Genomic DNA, 17,868 nt, shown 5'->3' on the forward strand with positions numbered 1-17,868 from the left:
AGACTTCACCCCGTTTGTATACCCACCCGGGGTATTTTTTGGCGTGAGGTCGAATGTGCGAAGTCGGCCGTAGGCGTCGACAAGCTAGCTGGCGCGGGAGGCGACCCGCAGGCCGGCGACGGCAACCAAGTAGGAGATGATCATGCACACCGCCATGGAGAAAGCGCGGTTGCTGCCGATGCCCACCAGCGGCGAGACGATGCCCGCCAGCATGAACTGCGCGCAGCCGAGCACCGCGGAACCGGCACCCGCGCGCTCGCGGACGAGCCCGGTGGCCAGCGCCGTGGCGTTGCCCATGACCATCGACATCGGGGCGATGGCGAAGAACAGCGCGGGCAGCATGACCCACGAGGTCAGCGCGAACTTGGAGCCGAAGGCCAGCACGATGATGGCCACGCCGATGACCGCGATCGCGGCACGCAGGATCTGCGCCGGGGAGTAGTGGTCCATGAGGCGGTTGTTCAGCGCGCCGCAGACCATCATGCCGATCGCGTTGAGCGCGAAGATGAGCGAGTAGGTGGTCACGCTAAAGCCCAGCTGGTTCTGGATGAGGAACGGCGAGGCCGAGATGTAGGAGAACATGACGCCGAAGATGAACGCGAAGGTGATGCCGTAGCCCACGAAGCCGCGGTTCTTCAGCACGTACGGGTAGCCGCGCAGGGTGTTCGCGAACGACGCGCCCTTGCGCTTCTCCTTCGGGTGCGACTCCTTGACCTGGAACACCGCCACGAGCAGCTGCAGCGCGCAGATCCCCGTGAGGACCCAGAAGACGCCGCGCCAGCCGATCGGCCCCACCAGCAGGCCACCGAGCACCGGCGCCAGCACCGGGGCGATGCCCTGGATGATCATCATGAGCGTGAACGCCTTCGCGGCGGCCACGCCCTTGGCGAGGTCGGGGATGACGGTTCGGGCGAGCACCACGCACGCGCCGGAGCCAAGCCCCTGCACGAGGCGGGCCGCGATGAGGATGCCCACGTTGGGCGTGATCGCGCAGACCACGGAGGCCGCCACCGCGAGCGCCGCGCCGCCGATCATGAGCCCGCGGCGGCCGAGCGAGTCAGACAGCCCGCCGATGACGAGCTGGCCGATCGCCATGCCGACCATGAACCCGGACAGGGTCAGCTGCACCAGCGCGGCGGTGGTGCCGAGGTCGGTAACGATCGTCGGCAGCGCCGAGAGGTACATGTCGGTGGCGAAGGGGCCGGAGGCCGACAGCAGCGCCAGGCCGGTGAGGAGGGCGGGGGTGAGCTTCTGTGGAGAAGCGGAAGTCAATAGGGGTGCCTCGTTTCCAAGAGATCCGAAAGGGGCCGCACATTAGGCGACCCAAACATTTTAGTCCGCTTGGCTGAAAGTGCCAGTCGGCCGCTGCGCCATTCGGGTTGGGGGCCGATGTTTCCACTTCCGCCGCCAACTGGGTAAGTTTTAGATGAACGGGCTGAGAAAAGCTCATGAAGGGAAGGAGAACGCGCGGATGTCGTACACCACCTCGCGCTCGTCCTCCCTGGACCCCTCCCACTTCACCCGCTACCAGGAGTTTCAGCACCCCACGCACATCGACGTCCACGACCTCGACCTCAACGGGCCCACCTCGTGGACGCGCGCCGGCGCGCTCCTCAACTGGGCCACCATCGTGGCCGCGTTCGCGCTCATGACGATCGGCTTGCACTTCATCGTTGACGCGCTGACCGCACTGTTTCCCACCACCCAGGGAACCGTCTTCCGCGAGGGGCTCGGCCCCTTCACCGGATTAGCCGCAGGCATCCTGGCCACGGCGCTGCTGCAGTCGTCCTCGGCGGTGACCGTCTCCCTCGTGTACGGCGTGGGCACGGGGATGCTGAGCACCGAGGCGGCCATCTCGGCGATCTTCGGCGCCAACATCGCAACGACCATGAGCCCGCTCTTCCTCACCTTCTGGCTGGGCCCGGACCGCGAGCGCGCCGAGCGAGCGCAGCGGATGGCGTTCATGCACGTGTGGTTCAACATCCTCGGCGTGGCCGTGTTCTTGCCCCTCGAGCTGGCTTTCCATCCCCTTGAGACGGTTGCCCACAGGTTGGTTGCCCCGGTCAATGACCTGGTTCAGTCCGAGGACGTCTTCCAAGGCATCTCCCGCCACTATTGGGGAAACTCCTACTCGACCGGATCCGGCATGATGTGGCTGGAGTTCGTGGGGGGATCCGTGCTGGCGGTCGCTGCGGTCGTGCTGTTGCAGCACCGGATCAAGGCGCTCATCGGGGGTACGGGGTTTGCCATCCTCGAGCGCGCGGGAGGGATCACCGACGTCGCGGGGCTCACGCTGGGAGTGCTCGCAACCATGGCCTCCGGGTACTCCTCCGCGACGGTCACGGCCGTGGCGGGCGCCGCCAGCGTCAAGGCGATACGCGACCGCGCGGCGCTTCCCATCATCATGGGCGCGAACATCGGCACCACGCTGACGGGCATCCTCATCGCGTTCCAGCTCGGCTCGCCCGCGGGGTCGGTGGCGCTGCGCGTCGCGCTCGTGCACCTGCTGTTCAACCTGACCGGCACGCTCGTGGTCTTGCTCGTCCCGTTCGCGCGCCGGCTCATCGTCGCGCTTGCTACGCGGTCCGCTTCCGCTTTTCGACGTTCCTACGCGGCCGGACTCGCGATCATGGTCCTTACCGGCTGGGTCATCCCGCTCATCATCTTGAGCGTGTTCCGCTAGGCGTCGCGACGGTTGAGCAGGACGAGCCCCACGATGTAGAAGCCAACGGCCCACGCCGCGAAATAGAGGCCGCTTCCGGCAACCCCCCACGGGCCGTCCGCGATGGCGGAGTCGGTAATGAAGGCCGACATGTTGCTCATCGGGCCGTACTTGCCCACGTAGGTGCCCACCTTCGGGACCAGCGTGAGCAGGCTCTCGAGCGTGGTCATCCAGAGCAGGAGCAGCGCCACCGCACCCGCGGTCTGGCGGACGATGAATGCGATGGCCTGGCCGAGCACGGTGAGCAGGAAGGCCACCAGCGGGTAGGCCCACATGATGCGGCGGGCGGCGGGGTCGTTCCAGACGTCGAGGGTGGCGCTTTCCTCCGCCGTGGCCAGCATCTTAGCCAGGTAGAAGGACGCCAGGACCGTGAGGAAGGTGAGCACTGCGGCGATGACACCGTAGAGCACCAGCTTGGCGAGTGCCACGACGGTGCGGTTCGGGGTGGCCATGAAGGTCACCGACTGGTACTTGTGCCGGTACTCGGCGGTGACCACCATGATCGCCTGGATCGCGATGACGATGATCGACATCCCCTGGACGCCGGAGACGGCGTCCTTGGCCTGGAGCATCTTGACGCCCATGATCTCCGTGACGTTCTTGCCCACAAAGGCCGCCAGGATGAGGCCGAAGGCGACGATGAGCAGCGAGGTCCACCAGAATGCCTTGGTGGTGTGCAGCTTGGTCCACTCGGCGCGAAGCGTATTGAGAAACATGTATTGATTCCTTCCCTGTTACTTTCGCACCCGGTGGCTGCCCGCCCGGCGGGGCGCTGGCTTGCCTGCGAGGCTGCCCTGCTCCGGGGTGATCGTCGAGTGGTACTGGACGGCGTCGCCGGTCAGCTGCATGAACGCTTCCTCCAGCGAGGCGTGGCGCTGCTCGAGCAGCGCGAGCTCTATGCCCTTCTCGAAGGCAATGGCGCCAACCTCGTCGGAGGTGCGCTCCGGGATGGTGAGCGTGGGGCGCTCCTCCTCGTCGGTGCCCTCCTGGACCTCGAAGCCGCGGCTAATAAGCTCGTCTCGGAGCGTGCCGAGGTCGCCCGCGCGCACGACGACGGCGGTGCTGGCGTAGTTCTTGATGAACTCGTACGTCGTGGAGTTGGCCACGAGCTTGCCGCGGCCGATGACCACGAGCTCGTCGGCGGTCTGCGACATCTCCGACAGCAGGTGGGAGCTGACCAGCACGGTGCGTCCCTGCTCCGCGAGCGAGCGCAGGAAGTCGCGCACCCAGCGGATGCCCTCGGGGTCGAGGCCGTTGACCGGCTCGTCGAGGATGAGGACCTCGGGGTCGCCGAGCAGCGCGGCGGCGAGGCCTAGGCGCTGGCCCATGCCGAGCGAGAACCCGCCCGCCTTCTTGCCCGCGACGTCGCTCAACCCAACCAGCCCCAGGACCTCCTCCACGCGGGAGGTGGGGATGCCGTTGGTCTGGGCGATCCACTTGAGGTGGTTGGCGGCGCTGCGATTGGGGTGGACTGCCTTGGCGTCGATAAGCGCCCCAACGGTGCGAAGCGGCTGCTTGAGCCTGCGGTAGGCGGTGCCGTCGATGGTGGCGGTGCCGGCTGTGGGCGTGTCGAGCCCCAAGATCATCCGCATCGTGGTCGACTTGCCCGCACCATTGGGGCCGAGAAAGCCGGTGACGATGCCGGGTTTCACGTCAAAGGTGAGGTCGTCGACGGCACGCACCGCGCCGTATTGCTTGGTCAAGCCGCGCACTTCAATCATGCCCACCAGTCTGGCACAGGTTAACCCGCGCCCGCCGGGGCGAGCTGAAGGTTTCGCTCACAGCGAACGCCGCGCTAGGCGCCGAGCGCCTCGATGAGCAGGTCCTTGACCCGCGGCCACGACTTGGCGAAGGCGGGCATGAGGTCGAGCGCCGCCACCTGGTCGACGGGCACCCAGCGCAACTCGCAGGACTCCTCGTTGGCGGTGGTGGCGAGCTCGCCCGGCGCGAGCGCGAAGACGGTGGTGTAGGTCCAGCCGCCCGCGAGCGAGGGCCGGGCAGGGTCGGAGGCGAAGGGCCCCGCGGTCACGGCCCAGGACAGCACGCGGTAGGAATCGGGGCTGATGCCGGTCTCCTCCTCGACCTCGCGGCCCGCGGCCTCGGCGACGGTCTCGTGCTCCTCGCGCGCGCCGCCCGGCAGCGCCCAGGTGTCCCCGTTGCTGGTCCAGGCCGCGCGGTGCTGCATGAGGATGACCCAGCCGTCCTCCCCCGGCGCGGCCAGCGCGAGGCCCGCGGCGCCGTGGCGCCCCCACATGCGCGCGCCGCCCGGGCCCGCCGCCCAGCCTTCCCCGTGGAAAGACGCGCTCAAGCTCTCGATTCCAGCCATGTTTCCCAGCATAAGCGTTTTCGCTTGTCGACGGTTACCTTCGGCTTGCGGCCGAACGCGTCACGATTAACCCCATAGCATTACTCCCGTCACATCGGTATCGGTTATGCTGGGGAAAAGCGCGTCCCCTCCCCGGAGGGCGCAAGTTTTTCTATCCTGGTAAGAAGGTGTCGGCCACGGTGGGCTCACACCTAGTGAGAAAAGTAGGCATGGATGTCCGAAGATGAGGATTTCGGTCAGCGCCGGAGCCGCGAGGACCACGACAGCTTCAGCCCCGGTGTGGGAACCCCCACCGGGGATTTCATGCTGCATACCTTGAGCCCCATGCGCCCGGTGCCCACCAACGCCGAAGACAACTGGATGGACCGCTTCGCGGACACCCGCGCCCAGCGCCGCACGCTGGCCCAGGAGCTGTGGCACGACTCCATCACCATGCCAATCAACTGGGCCACCCGGTTCTTCGAGCTCCTGCGCACCACGCCCGGCAAGATGACCTTCATGGTCGTGACCGTCTCCCTCGCCATCGTGGCCGCGGGCCTGTCCATGTCCCAGACCTCCGCGGATCGCCGCGCGGCGCTCGACACCCTCATGAATAACACCGAGCCGGTCAGCTACACCGCCCACCGGCTCTACACCTCGCTCTCGCTGGCGGACACCACCGCGACCGTGGGGTTTGTGCGCTCGGGCATTCAGTCGGAGAGCACGCGCACCCGCTACACGCAGGCCTATCAGGAGGCGGCGACGGCCGCGGCGCAGACCGCCAGCGGGCTGTCCACGGATAACACTGAGGCGATGGCGCTCATCACGCACATCAACCAGCTGCTGCCCACCTACACCGGCCTGGTGGAAACCGCCTGGGCCAACAACCGTCAGGACAACCCAGTCGGCGTGGCCTACATGTCCGAGGCCAACGCGCTCATGCGCAACGACATCCTGCCCGCGGCCAACGAGCTGTACACGATGATGTCGGACGAGGTCATCTCCAGCCAGAAGGCGCTGGCGACCCCGCTGTGGTTCCCCTTGTCCGGGCTGTTCGCCGCCCTCGCCTTCCTCATCATCGCCCAGATCTGGTTGGCCTCGGTCACCCACCGAAGGCTCAACCGCGGCTTCGTGTTCGCGACCTTCCTCATGGTCTTCGCCACGGTGTGGGTGACCACGGCGAACATGCTCACCTGGTCCGCGGGCGCCAAGGCCTACGAGGAGGCCTCCACCCCGCTCGAGCAGCTCACCAACGCCCGGATCCTCGCGCAGCAGGCCCGCACCAACGAGACCCTCGCGCTGGTGCGCAGGCAGGCCGCGGACAGCTCGACCACCTCCTTCGACTCGGCCGCCCAGAGCGTCGAGGACGCCCTCGACGCCTTCGGCGGGTCCCTGCTCGCCGACGCCGGCGACAACCAGACCCACCTGCGCAACGCCCGCGAGGCGCTGACCCAGTGGGAGGACAACCACGCCAAGCTCGTCGATGCGCTGGGCCAGGGCGACTACGACCAGGCGCTCACCCTCGCGCTCGGCGACAGCCAGCAGACCCAGGCGCCGGTCTCCTCGCAGTTCGACACCACCACCGGCGTGGGCACCGACAACGGGTCGGTCTCCACCGCCTACGAGGTGATGGACTCCGAGTTATCGACGCTGGTGGGCGACACCCGCTCGACGCTGCGCACCTATATCGGAAAGGGTGCCAACGCCTCCGACTTCGTGAGCATGGTGGTGCTCATCTTGTCCATCCTGTCTGTGCTGTCCATGTGGATCGGCATCCGTCAGCGACTGCAGGAGTACCTGTGATGACCAAGTTCTATGCCCTCACCGCGCTCCTCCTTACCGCCGCCACGATTGCCGCCTGCTCCACGCAGAGCAGCGCGCCCGATCCCCTGCCCTCGGAGGAGAGCAGCGCCTACATGCCGCTGCCCGAGGGCTCGTCGCTGGAGAAGGCCGGCTCCCAGGAACCCACCGACGTGGTCACCACCGGGCTTGTGGGCTCGCTGCGGCCGGATAGCCGCACCGCCAAGGAGCGCGTGCCCGGCATCCTCCAGCGCGGCCGCCTCATCGTGGGCATCGACCAATCGCAGAACCTGCTGAGCTTCCGCGAGCCCTCCTCCGGCGAGATCAAGGGCTTCGAGGTGGACATCGCCCGCGAGATCGCCCGCGACATCTTCGGCGACCCGACGAAGGTGGAGTTCCGCTTCGTCAACAGCTCCACCTGGGTCGATTCCGTCCAGTCCAACCAGACCGACTTCGCCATCCGCGCGATCTCGATCACCAAGGACCGCCAGGACCAGGTCACCTTCTCCGCGCCCTACCTCACCGGGCTCACCCGCATGCTCGTGGAGAAGAACTCCGGGATCACCTCGCTCGACGACCTCGCCAACAAGACCGTCTGCGTGACCACCGAGTCCACCGGGCTGCAGCGCACCCGCGCGAGCGCGCCCACCACCGACATCCTCGTGGCCACCTCCGCCGCCGACTGCCTGGTCGCCCTCCAGCAGAGCCAGGTGCAGGCGATCATCTCCGACGACACCATCCTGTCGGGCATGGCGGAGCAGGACCCCTTCACCGAGATCGTCGGGGACTCGATCGGCACGGAAAACTACGGCATCGCGATGGCCACGCCGGGCCCGGGCCACGACACCGACGGGCTCATCCGCCAGGTCAACTCCACGATCGAGCGGATCGACAGCGACGGAACCTGGTACCGGCTCTACAACGCCTGGTTCGGCAGCTACCTTCCCAACCAGCAGCCGCCGGCCATCAGCTACCGTGAGGAAACCGGCTCCTAGAGCCGTAGGCGTCGACAAGCGAAAAGGAGGATAGACATGGAACCTGACGACCAACTGCCAAACACCGAGGGACAGATGCACTCGGAGGGCAACCTCATCGACCCGGACCACCCCGAGGGGAACCCGGGCACGCAGGCCGTGTTCTACGACCCCTTCGCCGACGACGATGACGACGCCGAGGACCTCGCCAACACCGACCCCGAGCTCATGGCGCTGCTGCACAACCTCGAGCACCTGCGCTACGACGCCTCCACCTCGGGAAAGCCGCGCACGCCGCAGCAGGCCCGCGCCGCCGAGACCCACGACCCGATGGCCACGGGCCCGACCCCCGCGGGCATGTTCTCGGACGAGTCGCTGCGCACCGAGACCGGCATGATGACCACCGGCATGCCCGCGACCGCCAGCACCAGCGAGGTCCAGGGAACCAGCGCGGTCATGTACGACCCCTTCGCCGACGACGATGACGACGACCTCATCGAGATCTCCGTGCCGCTGCCCCGCGACGCCTCGCCCGCCCCTACCAAGCAGCCTTCCCAGCCGACCCCGGAGGAGGTGGGCAACCGCGCCCGCGAGGAGGCGCTGTCCACCTTCCGCTCGCGGCGCGGCACCTCCCGCCAGGCGCGCGCGGTGGCCAACGGCATGGTCATGCTGCCGTTCATCCCGCTGATCCCCGAGGACCTCGCGCTGCGCGACCCCGCCGACGAGCCCGAGGTCGAGCCCCCGGCGCTGCACCCGGGCGACGTGGTCGCGGGCCAGTACGAGATCGCGGGCGTGGTCGCCCACGGCGGCATGGGATGGATCTACCTGGCCAACGACCGCAACGTCTCCGGCCGCATGGTCGTGCTCAAGGGAATGATGGACAAGGACAACCCGCACGACTACGGCGCGGCGCTCGCCGAGCGCGAGTTCCTGGCCGACATCACGCACCCGGGCATCGTGAAGAGCTACAACTTCATCGACGACGAGCGCGTCTCCGGCGGCCTCATCGTCATGGAGTACGCGCCGGGCCCCTCCCTGCGCGAGCTGAAGAAGCAGCAGCCCGGCGGGGTGTTCGCCATCGACATCGCGATCGGCTACATCCTCGAGGTGCTCCCCGCGCTCGACTACCTCCACGCCCGCGGCGTGGTCTACAACGACCTCAAGCCGGACAACATCATCGCCACCGAGGACCAGGTCAAGCTCATCGACCTGGGCGCGGTCTCGGGCATCAACGCCTTCGGCTTCATCTACGGCACGAAGGGCTTCCAGGCGCCCGAGGTGTCCACGAAGGGCCCCAGCGTCTCCAGCGACATCTACACCATCGGCCGCACGCTGGCGGCGCTGACCATCAAGCTGCCGATCAAGGACGGCGTCTACCTGCCGGGGCTGCCCGGCCCCGACGACGAGCCGGTGTTCTCCCAGTACCTGTCCTTCTACCGCCTGCTCAAGCGCGCCACCGACCCGGATCCGGCCAAGCGCTTCAACTCCGTGCGCGAGCTCGAGACCCAGCTCTACGGCGTGCTGCGCGAGTACCTCGCCGTGCGCTACGGGCGCCAGTACCCGGCCCAGCACTCGCTGTTTTCCCCGCAGCGTTCCACCTACGGCACCAAGCACGTGGTCTTCCGCACCGACCAGCTCATCGACGGCATCGAGCGCTCGGTGCGCATCACCGCGCCTGAGATCGTCGCCGCACTCCCGGTCCCCCTGCTCGACCGCGACGACCCCGGCGCCATCATGATCTCCGGCTCCTCCTACACCGAGCCCTCCGAGGCGCTGGAGACCATGCGCCAGGCGATGGCGCAGGACGAGTTCCGCGAGTCCAAGGAAATCCCCCTCGGCGTGGTCCGCTCCCTGCTCGACCTGGGCTTCACCTCCGAGGCCCGCGAGTGGCTGACCACCCTCGAGCCCCGGCTCGGCAGCGACTGGCGCTTCCAGTGGTACTCCGGCATTACGAGTTTGCTTCTCGACGATTACCCCACCGCCCAAACAGACTTCAACCAGGTCTTTTCCCTGCTCCCGGGCGAGTCGGCGGCGAAGCTGGCGCGCGCGGCGGTCTGCGAGATGCTCCTCCAGCAGCAGGGCCTGGACAGCGAATCCCTCCTCGAGCCGGAGAACGCCATCGCCGCCGCGAGCCTGAAGAGCAACATCATGGGCACCTTCAACGGCATCTGGAACAACCTCACTCAGGAGCCGCGCTCCCTGCGGTTCAAGGCCCTGTACCTCTACGCGCTCATCTGGGCGACCAACCCCACGACGGTGTCCTCGGCATTCGGCCTCGCGCGCCAGCTCATGGCCGAGAACCAGGTGGAGCTGGCGGTCAAGTCGCTGGACAGGGTGCCGCAGTCCTCGCGGCACCACCGAATGGCGCAGCTCACGGCGATCTTGCACCTGCTGTCCGGGGACCTCTCGGAGTCGAGGGTCCGCCGCGCCGCGCGCCGGCTCGAGGAGATCCCGACCAACGAGCCACGCTTCCAGCAGATCCGGATCGCGGTGCTCAACGCGGGCCTGACGTGGCTTCGCGAGTCGAACCTCAAGGAGTCCGCCTCCTCCAACGACCTCTTCGACTACCCGTTCAGCCAGGAGGGCCTGCGCACCGGGCTGGCGGAGTCCCTGCGCATCCTCGCGCGCTCCACGACCCACGCCCACCACCGCTACCAGTTGGTGGACATGGCGAACAAGGTCCGCCCGACGACCTGGTTCTAGGGCCCGGTCGAACTCAGCTGGTCGAACTCACGGCATAAAATACCCTGGTGGGGTATAAGAAATCCGTGAGCTCGACCGAATGAGTTCGACCGAACGCCAAAAGGTCGACTTCACTCAGAAGACCTCAGCCCCAAAAATACCCCCATAGGGTATCAATTTTGGGTGAAGTCCTACGTGTGAAGTCGACCCTAGCGAGAAACCCCTACTGCGGCGGCTGCGGCGGGGTGCCCGAAGGCATCGGCATACCGGAGGGCATCCCGTCCGGCATGCCAGCCCCACCGGGACCACCAGGTCCACCGGCCCCGCCAGCCATGGACACCTGCTGCGCGGTGGTGGTGTCGATCGGCACGTCGATCGCGAACGTGTAGCCGCCGGTCACCGAGCCGGTGACGGTGGGAATCTGCTGGTCGTATCCGTCGCCGAACACGTTGTCGGTGTCGAGGGTGACCTGCTTGAGGTTGTCCGTCGAGCCGTCGTAGCCCGCGGTCTGGTACACGGCGGTGGCCACGTCCTCCGGCACCGCGATCTGCGAGGTCAGCACGTTCTTGGTCGAGTCCGAGATGTCGTCGACGCTGGTGAACACTTCGAAGTGGATGTGCGGCCAGCGCCCCGTGTAGCAGCCCGGCACGATGGTCTTGAACGTGACCAGCCCGTCCGAGTCGCTGACCTGCACGCCGCGCAGCCACGTCTGGTCGGTCACGCCGTCGGAGTACATGGAGTACTTGCCCTGCGCGCTGCAGTGCCACACGTACACCGCGGCGTTCGCCATCGGCTTGTTGCCGTTGGTCATGTCGATAAGGTTCATCTCGAGCGTGAGCGGCACGCCGTCGACCTTGCCCGAACCGTCGATGTTCGTGGTCAGATCCTGCCGCACGATGCCGGACTCCTCCAGCACGTCGGGCCCGTTCGAGCCGTCGCCCGGGTACGGTCCCGCGGTCTCAGAGACCATCTCCGTGTAGCTTTTTTCGCTTGCCGACGCCGATGGCGCCGCAGCCGAGCTGCTCGTCGAAGCGCTGCTGCTTCCGTTCGCCCCGCAGGCGGCGAGCGCGATGGAGCCGGCGCCGATGCCGAGCCCCGCCAGCACGCGGCGGCGGGAGAGGATGGTGGCCACGTCGAAGGCGAGGCCCTGATCTTCAATGTCGTCGTTGGGGCGCGCGAGCGGGCGCCCCTCAAAGCTGGTGAGTCGTGTCATGTCCACAACTATTGAAAGTCCAGCTGGCAATCAGCTGGACTTTCTATGTGGGTTGCCGTAGGCGTCGACAAGCGTGCTAGAGATTGTCGGCGATCTGCTTTGCCTTGCGCGCGATGGCGAGCTCCTCGTTGGTGGGGACGACGAAGACCTTGATCTGGGACTTGTCCGTGGAGATCTCGCGGGGGCCGTCGTTGGGGGCGGCGTTGCGCTCGGGGTCGATCTGGATGCCGAAGTTCTCGAGGTCGGCAAGCGCGTCCGCGCGGACGAAGCGGTCGTTCTCGCCCACGCCGGCGGTGAACGTGATGGCGTCGATGCGGCCGAGCGCCACCATGTAGGAGCCGATGAAGCGGCGCAGCTGGTGGATGTAGACGTTGTAGGCCAGCCAGGCGTCCTGATCCTCGTTGTGGATCATCTCGCGCAGGGTGCGGAAGTCGTTGACACCCGCGATGCCCTTCACGCCGGAGCGCTTGTTGAGCAGGTTGTCGATCTCGTCGATCGACATGCCCGCCTCGCGGTAGAGGTGGAAGATGATGCCTGGGTCGATGTCGCCGGAGCGGGTGCCCATGACCAGACCCGCGAGCGGGGTCATGCCCATGGAGGTGTCCACCGGCTCACCGTGGCGGATCGCCGCGGCCGAGGCGCCGTTGCCCAGGTGGAGGGTGATCTGGTTGACCTTGGACGGGTCCTTGCCCAACAGCGAGGGCACGTGCTGGGAGACGTACTCGTGGCTGGTGCCGTGGAAGCCGTAGCGGCGCACGCCGTAGCGGCCGGCGGTCTCGTTCTCGATGGCGTAGAGCGCCGCGGCCGGGGGCATCGCGTGGAAGAAGCCGGTGTCGAAGACGGCGACGTGCGGGATGCTAGGCAGCATCTCGCGGGCGACCTCGATGCCGGAGATGTTGGCCGGGTTGTGCAGCGGCGCCAGCGGGATGAGGCCGCGGATCCACTCGACGATCTCGTCGGTGATGAGCTCCGGTTGGGAGAAGATCTGGCCGCCGTGGACGACGCGGTGGCCCACTGCCTCGATCTCCACGTCCTTCGGGCCGCAGCCGTGCTCGCCCATGAGGGCAAAGGCCATGTCGAGCCCCGCGGAGTGGTCCGGGATCGGGGCCTCGGTGGTGAACTTCTGGCCGTCAAACTTGAGAGTCACCTGGCCCATCGGCTCGCCGATCTGCTCGACGAGGCCGGAGGCGAACGGGGTGTCGGTGGCGTGCTGGGTGGGATCCACCAGCTGGAACTTGATCGACGAGGAGCCGGAGTTTAAGACAAGAATCAAGGACATGTTTAGTTTCCTCCAGCCTGGATTGCGGTGATGGCGACGGTGTTGACGATGTCGTCGACGGTGGCGCCGCGGGAAAGGTCGTTGACCGGCTTGTTGAGGCCCTGCAGGATCGGGCCGACCGCCAGCGCGTGGCCGGTGCGCTGGGCCGTCTTGTAGCCAATGTTTCCGGCCTCGAGGTCCGGGAAGATGAACACGTTGGCTTGGCCCGCGACGCTCGACTCCGGCATCTTCTTCTTGGCCACGACTGGGTCGACGGCGGCGTCGAACTGCAGCGGGCCGTCGAGCTTGAGCTCCGGCGCACGCTCCTGGGCGATGCGCACGGCCTCGACCGCGCGGTCGACGTCCGGGCCGGTGCCGGAGCTGCCGGTGGAGTAGCTGAGCATGGCCACGCGCGGGTCGATGCCGAACTGCGAGGCGGTGTCGGCGGAGACGATGGCGATCTCGGCGAGCTGCTCGGCGGTGGGGTTCGGGTTGACGGCGCAGTCGCCGAACGCCCACAGGCGCCCGCGCATGACCATGAGGAAGATCGAGGAGACCACCGAGGTGCCCGGCCGGGTCTTGATGATCTGGAAGCTCGGCTTGATGGTGTGCGCCGTGGTGTGAGCGGCGCCGGAGACCATGCCGTCGGCCAGGCCCAGGTAGATCATCATGGTGGCGTAGTAGGAGATGTCCTTCATGGTCTCCCGCGCCTCGTCGAGGGTCACGCCCTTGGCCTTGCGCAGCTCGGCGAACTTCTCCGCGAACTCCTCGGCCTGCGGGTCGGTGTTCGGATCCTTCAGGTGTGCCTTGGAGATGTCGAGGCCGAGCTCGGCGGCGCGGGCGGTGATCGCCTCGGGGTCGCCCAGGATGGTCAGCTCGCAGATGTCCTTGGCCAGCAGCTGGTCGGCGGCCTGCAGGATGCGGTCGTCGTCGCCCTCGGGCAGGACGATGTGGGAGCCCTGGGTCTTGGCGCGCTCGAGCAGCCAGTTCTCGAACAGGGCGGCGCTCATGACGGTGTCCACCTCGACGTCGAGGGCCTCGCGGATCGCGGCAATCCCCTCGGCGGTGGTGGCCTCCTCGGCGGTGAAGCAGCGGGCCATGACGGCGCCCAAGCCCTCACACTCGGAGCAGGCGAGGTCGATGTGCAGGCCGTCCTGGTCCTTGAGCAGCAGCATCGGGATTCCGAGGGCGGAGGCCGCCTTGGCGTCGAAGTCGACGTTGCCGGTACCCACGAACAGCGCCGGACCCTCGTCGAGCGGGTGGCGGGACAGGATGGCGGAGAGATCCGCGGCATCCTGAACCAGTTCTCGGACCGGCAGCCCTAGGTGGTCAGCGAAACCGTCGATGTTAAAGCCGTCGAAGTTTCGCCCTGCACGGGTAAGGAGTGCGTGGCGCGCGCGGGCTGCGGTGGAGTCAGTCACTGCTCGGGGTCCTTTCGTTCGGGTTGTGCCACAGGGCTCGGGCTTCGGTCAACCTATGTGGCCTAGGGGACCGAATTAAACAGCCCATCAGCGCGTGACACGCGCCGGGTCCGCCGCAATTTTCGGGCGCCTACCTGCACACGGTTTCAAGTGTGTGCTGACACGTGATGCCTCAAGGCTGTGATTCACCGCATAAGTCTACCTTGTTAGTGCCGATTTAACAGCCCCTGTAGAATACTGAGGAAAGATTTACCCATCAAAGGACGTTTGTACCCAAAAGTGTGCAGGTCAGGCACGATAAACAAATGTGATCGTGTTCTAGGTCACACTTCCCACAGGGGTTATTGCAATCTTAGCAAGCGTGCAGATTGTCCAACACATCCCTTCACCGCCGCTTTAAAAGACAGATTCAAAAGCGTAGAGTGGAGGGTTGACTAACTTCTGCATAAAACTCCGCCGACCACCCCGCGCGATGCCGCCTTCCAGCGGCCTTTTCCGCATCATCGCGGGGGTTCACCGGCGGGGCGCAGCCACCGCTTGAACAGACACTATTAAAAGGGGAACGAACCGTTTATGAACGCACCCGTGCGCGTCGCCGTCGTGGGCGCCGGCCCAGCTGGCATCTACGCTTCTGATCTGCTGATCAAGTCCGGACTGGAGGTCAGCATCGACCTCTACGAGCGCATGCCCGCCCCGTTCGGCCTCATCCGCTACGGCGTGGCCCCCGACCACCCGCGCATCAAGGGCATCATCGCCTCCCTGCACGCCGTGCTGGACAAGCCTGAGATCCGCCTGCTGGGCAACATCGACATCGGAAACGACGTCACCGTCGACGAGCTGCGCCAGTTCTACGACGCCATCATCTTCTCCACCGGCGCCACCGGCGACCGCAACCTCAACATCCCCGGCGCCGAGCTGAAGGGCTCCTACGGCGCGGGCGAGTTCGTCGGTTTCTACGACGGCAACCCGGACTTCGAGCGTACCTGGGACCTGTCGGCCAAGCAGGTCGCCGTGGTCGGCGTGGGCAACGTCGGCCTCGACGTCGCGCGCATCCTGGCCAAGACCGGCGACGAGCTGCACGTCACCGAGATCCCGGACAACGTCTACGAAACGCTCAAGACCAACCAGGCCGAGGAGATCCACGTCTTCGGCCGCCGCGGCCCGGCCCAGGCAAAGTTCACCCCGATGGAGCTGAAGGAGCTCGACCACTCCCCCACCATCGAGGTCGTGGTTAACCCCGAGGACATCGACTACGACGAGGCCTCCATCCAGGCCCGCCGCGACTCCAAGTCCCAGGATCTGGTCTGCCAGACGCTGGAGGGCTACGCCATCCGCGAGCCCAAGGGCGCCCCGCACAAGCTGTTCATCCACCTGTTCGAGTCCCCGGTGGAGATCCTCGGCGAGGACGGCAAGGTCGTCGGGCTGCGCACCGAGCGCACCGAGCTGACCGGCGACGGCAACGTCCGCGGCACCGGCAAATACACCGACTGGCCGGTCCAGGCGGTCTACCGCGCGGTCGGCTACCGTTCCGAGCCGGTCAACGAGGTCCCCTTCGACGAGAAGAAGCACGTCATCCGCAACGATGGCGGCCACGTCGTCGACGTCGACGGGGAGATCGTGCCCGGCCTGTACGCCACCGGCTGGATCAAGCGCGGCCCCGTTGGCCTCATCGGAAACACCAAGTCCGACGCCAAGGAGACCACCGGCATGCTGGTCGAGGACTGGAACGCCGGTCGGCTCACCCCGGCCCCGCAGCGCGACCCGCAGCAGGTGCTCGACTTCCTCCACGGCCGCAACATCGCCGTGACCACGTGGGACGGCTGGTACCAGCTCGATGCAGCCGAGAAGGCTCTCGGCCAGGCCGAAGGCCGCGAGCGCAAGAAGATCGTCGAGTGGGACGAGATGGTCTCCCACGCGGCGCCCGAGTACCACATTTAAGCGCGTAAAGCCGTAGGCGTCGGAAAGCTTGCTTTTGCTTTTCGACGCCTACGGCTTTTTCTGTCAGACCAACGCGAGGAACTGCTCGTGGATGGTGCTGTCCCCGGTTAGCTCCGGGTGGAAGCTGATGCCCAAGGCGGTGGGGGCGGACACCCCGACCACACGCCCGTCGACGCGGGCGATCACCTCGATGCTCTCGCCCACGCGCACGACCTCGGGCGCTCGGATGAACGCGGCCTCGACCACACCGAAGGTGGTCTCGATGCGCTCGACCGCCGAGTCGCGCTGGGGCCCGAAGGCGTTGCGGCGCACGTCGATGTCGAGCACGTCGAGGGTCTCCTGGCCGGGGGCCGGATCCTCGAGGTGGTGGGCCAGCATGATGAGCCCGGCGCAGGTGCCCAGCACGGGCAGGCCTTCTTGCAGCTTCTCCGCGAGCTGGTCGCGCATGTCGAAGCGGCGCAGGATGCGGTCCATCGTGGAGGACTCGCCGCCGGGGAGCACGATCCCGTCGATCTCGTCGAGCTGGGAGGCCTTCTTCACCAGCGTCACCTCGCAGCCTAGCCCGCGAAGCATGTCCGCGTGCTCGCGCACCCCACCCTGGAAGGCGAGGACGCCTACGCGCTTAGCCATTACCAGCCACGCTCGGCCAGGCGGTGCGGTGCGGGCAGGTCGGAGACGTTGATGCCGACCATGGCCTCGCCCAGGCCGCGGGAGGCCTCGGTGACCACGGCGATGTCGTCGTAGGCGGCGGTGGCGCGCACGATGGCCTCGGCGCGCTTTGCGGGGTTGCCGGACTTGAAGATGCCGGAGCCGACGAAGACGCCGTCGGCGCCGAGCTGCATCATGAGGGCGGCGTCGGCCGGGGTGGCCACGCCACCGGCGGTGAACAGCACGACCGGCAGCTCGCCGTTCTCTGCGACGTACTTGACCAGCTCGTACGGAGCCTGCAGCTCCTTGGCGGCGACGTAGAGCTCGTCGGGCTGGGAGGCCTGCAGCGCCTGGAGGCGGGCGATCTCGGAGCGGATGGTGCGGATGTGCTTGGTGGCCTCGGAGACGTCGCCGGTGCCAGCCTCGCCCTTGGAGCGGATCATGGACGCGCCCTCGTTGATGCGCCGCAGGGCCTCGCCCAGGTTAGTGGCGCCGCAGACGAAGGGCACCTTGAAGCCGCGCTTGTCGATGTGGTTGACGTAGTCGGCGGGAGAGAGGACCTCGGACTCGTCGATGTAGTCCACACCCAGGTGCTCGAGGATCTGGGCTTCGACGGCGTGGCCGATGCGGGCCTTGGCCATGACCGGGATGGAGACGGCGTCGATGATGGACTCGATGAGATCCGGGTCGGACATGCGGGCCACGCCGCCCTGGGCGCGGATGTCGGCGGGCACGCGCTCGAGCGCCATGACGGCGACGGCGCCGGCGTCCTCGGCGATCTTGGCCTGCTCCGGGGTGACGACGTCCATGATGACGCCGCCCTTGAGCATCTGGGCCAGGCCGGAGTTCACGAGGTTCTGGTTGTTTGATTCAGTCATGCAGGCTAGTTTCCCACCCAAACTGGACG

The 17,868-nt window shown here is 66.9% G+C and carries 14 protein-coding genes; 5 read left to right on the top strand and 9 right to left on the bottom strand.

Annotated elements, in window-relative coordinates:
• Window positions 1-84: 84 nt before the first annotated feature.
• On the bottom strand, window positions 85-1,272 hold the full coding sequence (locus tag B843_RS11525) for a multidrug effflux MFS transporter (RefSeq protein WP_025253645.1): 1,188 nt from the start codon (window positions 1,270-1,272) through the stop codon (window positions 85-87).
• Window positions 1,273-1,471: 199 nt separating this feature from the next.
• On the opposite strand from B843_RS11525, the gene B843_RS11530 reads away from it, so the two are divergent.
• Window positions 1,472-2,683 (top strand): Na/Pi cotransporter family protein, encoded by a 1,212-nt coding sequence (locus tag B843_RS11530; protein WP_025253646.1) that lies wholly within the window; start codon window positions 1,472-1,474, stop codon window positions 2,681-2,683.
• Here B843_RS11530 and B843_RS11535 read toward each other — a convergent pair.
• The 3 genes from B843_RS11535 to B843_RS11545 form a co-directional block, all read right to left on the bottom strand.
• Complete coding sequence (locus B843_RS11535) at window positions 2,680-3,438, bottom strand: multidrug ABC transporter permease (RefSeq protein ID WP_025253647.1); 759 nt, start codon at window positions 3,436-3,438, stop codon at window positions 2,680-2,682. The genes B843_RS11530 and B843_RS11535 overlap by 4 nt on opposite strands.
• A gap of 18 nt (window positions 3,439-3,456) precedes the next feature.
• A complete protein-coding gene (locus B843_RS11540) occupies window positions 3,457-4,443 on the bottom strand; it encodes an ABC transporter ATP-binding protein (protein WP_025253648.1) in 987 nt (328 codons plus the stop codon).
• Between the two features lie 74 nt (window positions 4,444-4,517).
• Window positions 4,518-5,048, bottom strand: a complete 531-nt coding sequence (locus B843_RS11545; RefSeq protein WP_051483588.1) for an NUDIX domain-containing protein — start codon at window positions 5,046-5,048, stop codon at window positions 4,518-4,520.
• 213 nt (window positions 5,049-5,261) lie between these two features.
• Between B843_RS11545 and B843_RS11550 the strand changes: the two genes are divergently transcribed.
• From B843_RS11550 to B843_RS11560, 3 genes are all read left to right on the top strand, one after another.
• Entirely contained in the window at window positions 5,262-6,830 is a 1,569-nt protein-coding gene (locus B843_RS11550) for a hypothetical protein (RefSeq protein ID WP_025253650.1), read from the top strand.
• Complete coding sequence (locus B843_RS11555; RefSeq protein WP_025253651.1) at window positions 6,830-7,822, top strand: glutamate ABC transporter substrate-binding protein; 993 nt, start codon at window positions 6,830-6,832, stop codon at window positions 7,820-7,822. The genes B843_RS11550 and B843_RS11555 overlap by 1 nt, the downstream gene beginning before the upstream one ends.
• A gap of 372 nt (window positions 7,823-8,194) precedes the next feature.
• Window positions 8,195-10,504, top strand: coding sequence for a serine/threonine protein kinase (locus B843_RS11560; RefSeq protein WP_404825235.1), 2,310 nt, complete (start codon window positions 8,195-8,197; stop codon window positions 10,502-10,504).
• A 202-nt stretch (window positions 10,505-10,706) separates the two neighbouring features.
• On the opposite strand, the gene B843_RS11565 is transcribed toward B843_RS11560, so the two are convergent.
• The 3 genes from B843_RS11565 to pta form a co-directional block, all read right to left on the bottom strand.
• Window positions 10,707-11,696: an intradiol ring-cleavage dioxygenase gene (locus tag B843_RS11565; protein ID WP_025253653.1), complete on the bottom strand. Its 990-nt coding sequence runs from the start codon at window positions 11,694-11,696 to the stop codon at window positions 10,707-10,709.
• Window positions 11,697-11,772: 76 nt separating this feature from the next.
• Window positions 11,773-12,975, bottom strand: coding sequence for an acetate kinase (locus B843_RS11570; RefSeq protein WP_025253654.1), 1,203 nt, complete (start codon window positions 12,973-12,975; stop codon window positions 11,773-11,775).
• 2 nt (window positions 12,976-12,977) lie between these two features.
• Window positions 12,978-14,375, bottom strand: a complete 1,398-nt coding sequence (pta, locus tag B843_RS11575; protein WP_025253655.1) for a phosphate acetyltransferase — start codon at window positions 14,373-14,375, stop codon at window positions 12,978-12,980.
• Between the two features lie 573 nt (window positions 14,376-14,948).
• Between pta and B843_RS11580 the strand changes: the two genes are divergently transcribed.
• A complete protein-coding gene (locus B843_RS11580; protein ID WP_025253656.1) occupies window positions 14,949-16,313 on the top strand; it encodes an FAD-dependent oxidoreductase in 1,365 nt (454 codons plus the stop codon).
• Window positions 16,314-16,376: 63 nt separating this feature from the next.
• Here B843_RS11580 and pdxT read toward each other — a convergent pair whose 3' ends face one another.
• Both pdxT and pdxS read right to left on the bottom strand, forming a co-directional pair.
• A complete protein-coding gene (gene pdxT, locus B843_RS11585) occupies window positions 16,377-16,943 on the bottom strand; it encodes a pyridoxal 5'-phosphate synthase glutaminase subunit PdxT (protein WP_025253657.1) in 567 nt (188 codons plus the stop codon).
• Window positions 16,943-17,839: a pyridoxal 5'-phosphate synthase lyase subunit PdxS gene (gene pdxS, locus B843_RS11590; protein WP_025253658.1), complete on the bottom strand. Its 897-nt coding sequence runs from the start codon at window positions 17,837-17,839 to the stop codon at window positions 16,943-16,945. Before pdxS ends, pdxT begins: the two co-directional genes overlap by 1 nt.
• Between the last annotated feature and the right edge of the window lie 29 nt (window positions 17,840-17,868).

Source organism: Corynebacterium vitaeruminis DSM 20294 (genome assembly GCF_000550805.1).
Classification (GTDB): domain Bacteria; phylum Actinomycetota; class Actinomycetes; order Mycobacteriales; family Mycobacteriaceae; genus Corynebacterium; species Corynebacterium vitaeruminis.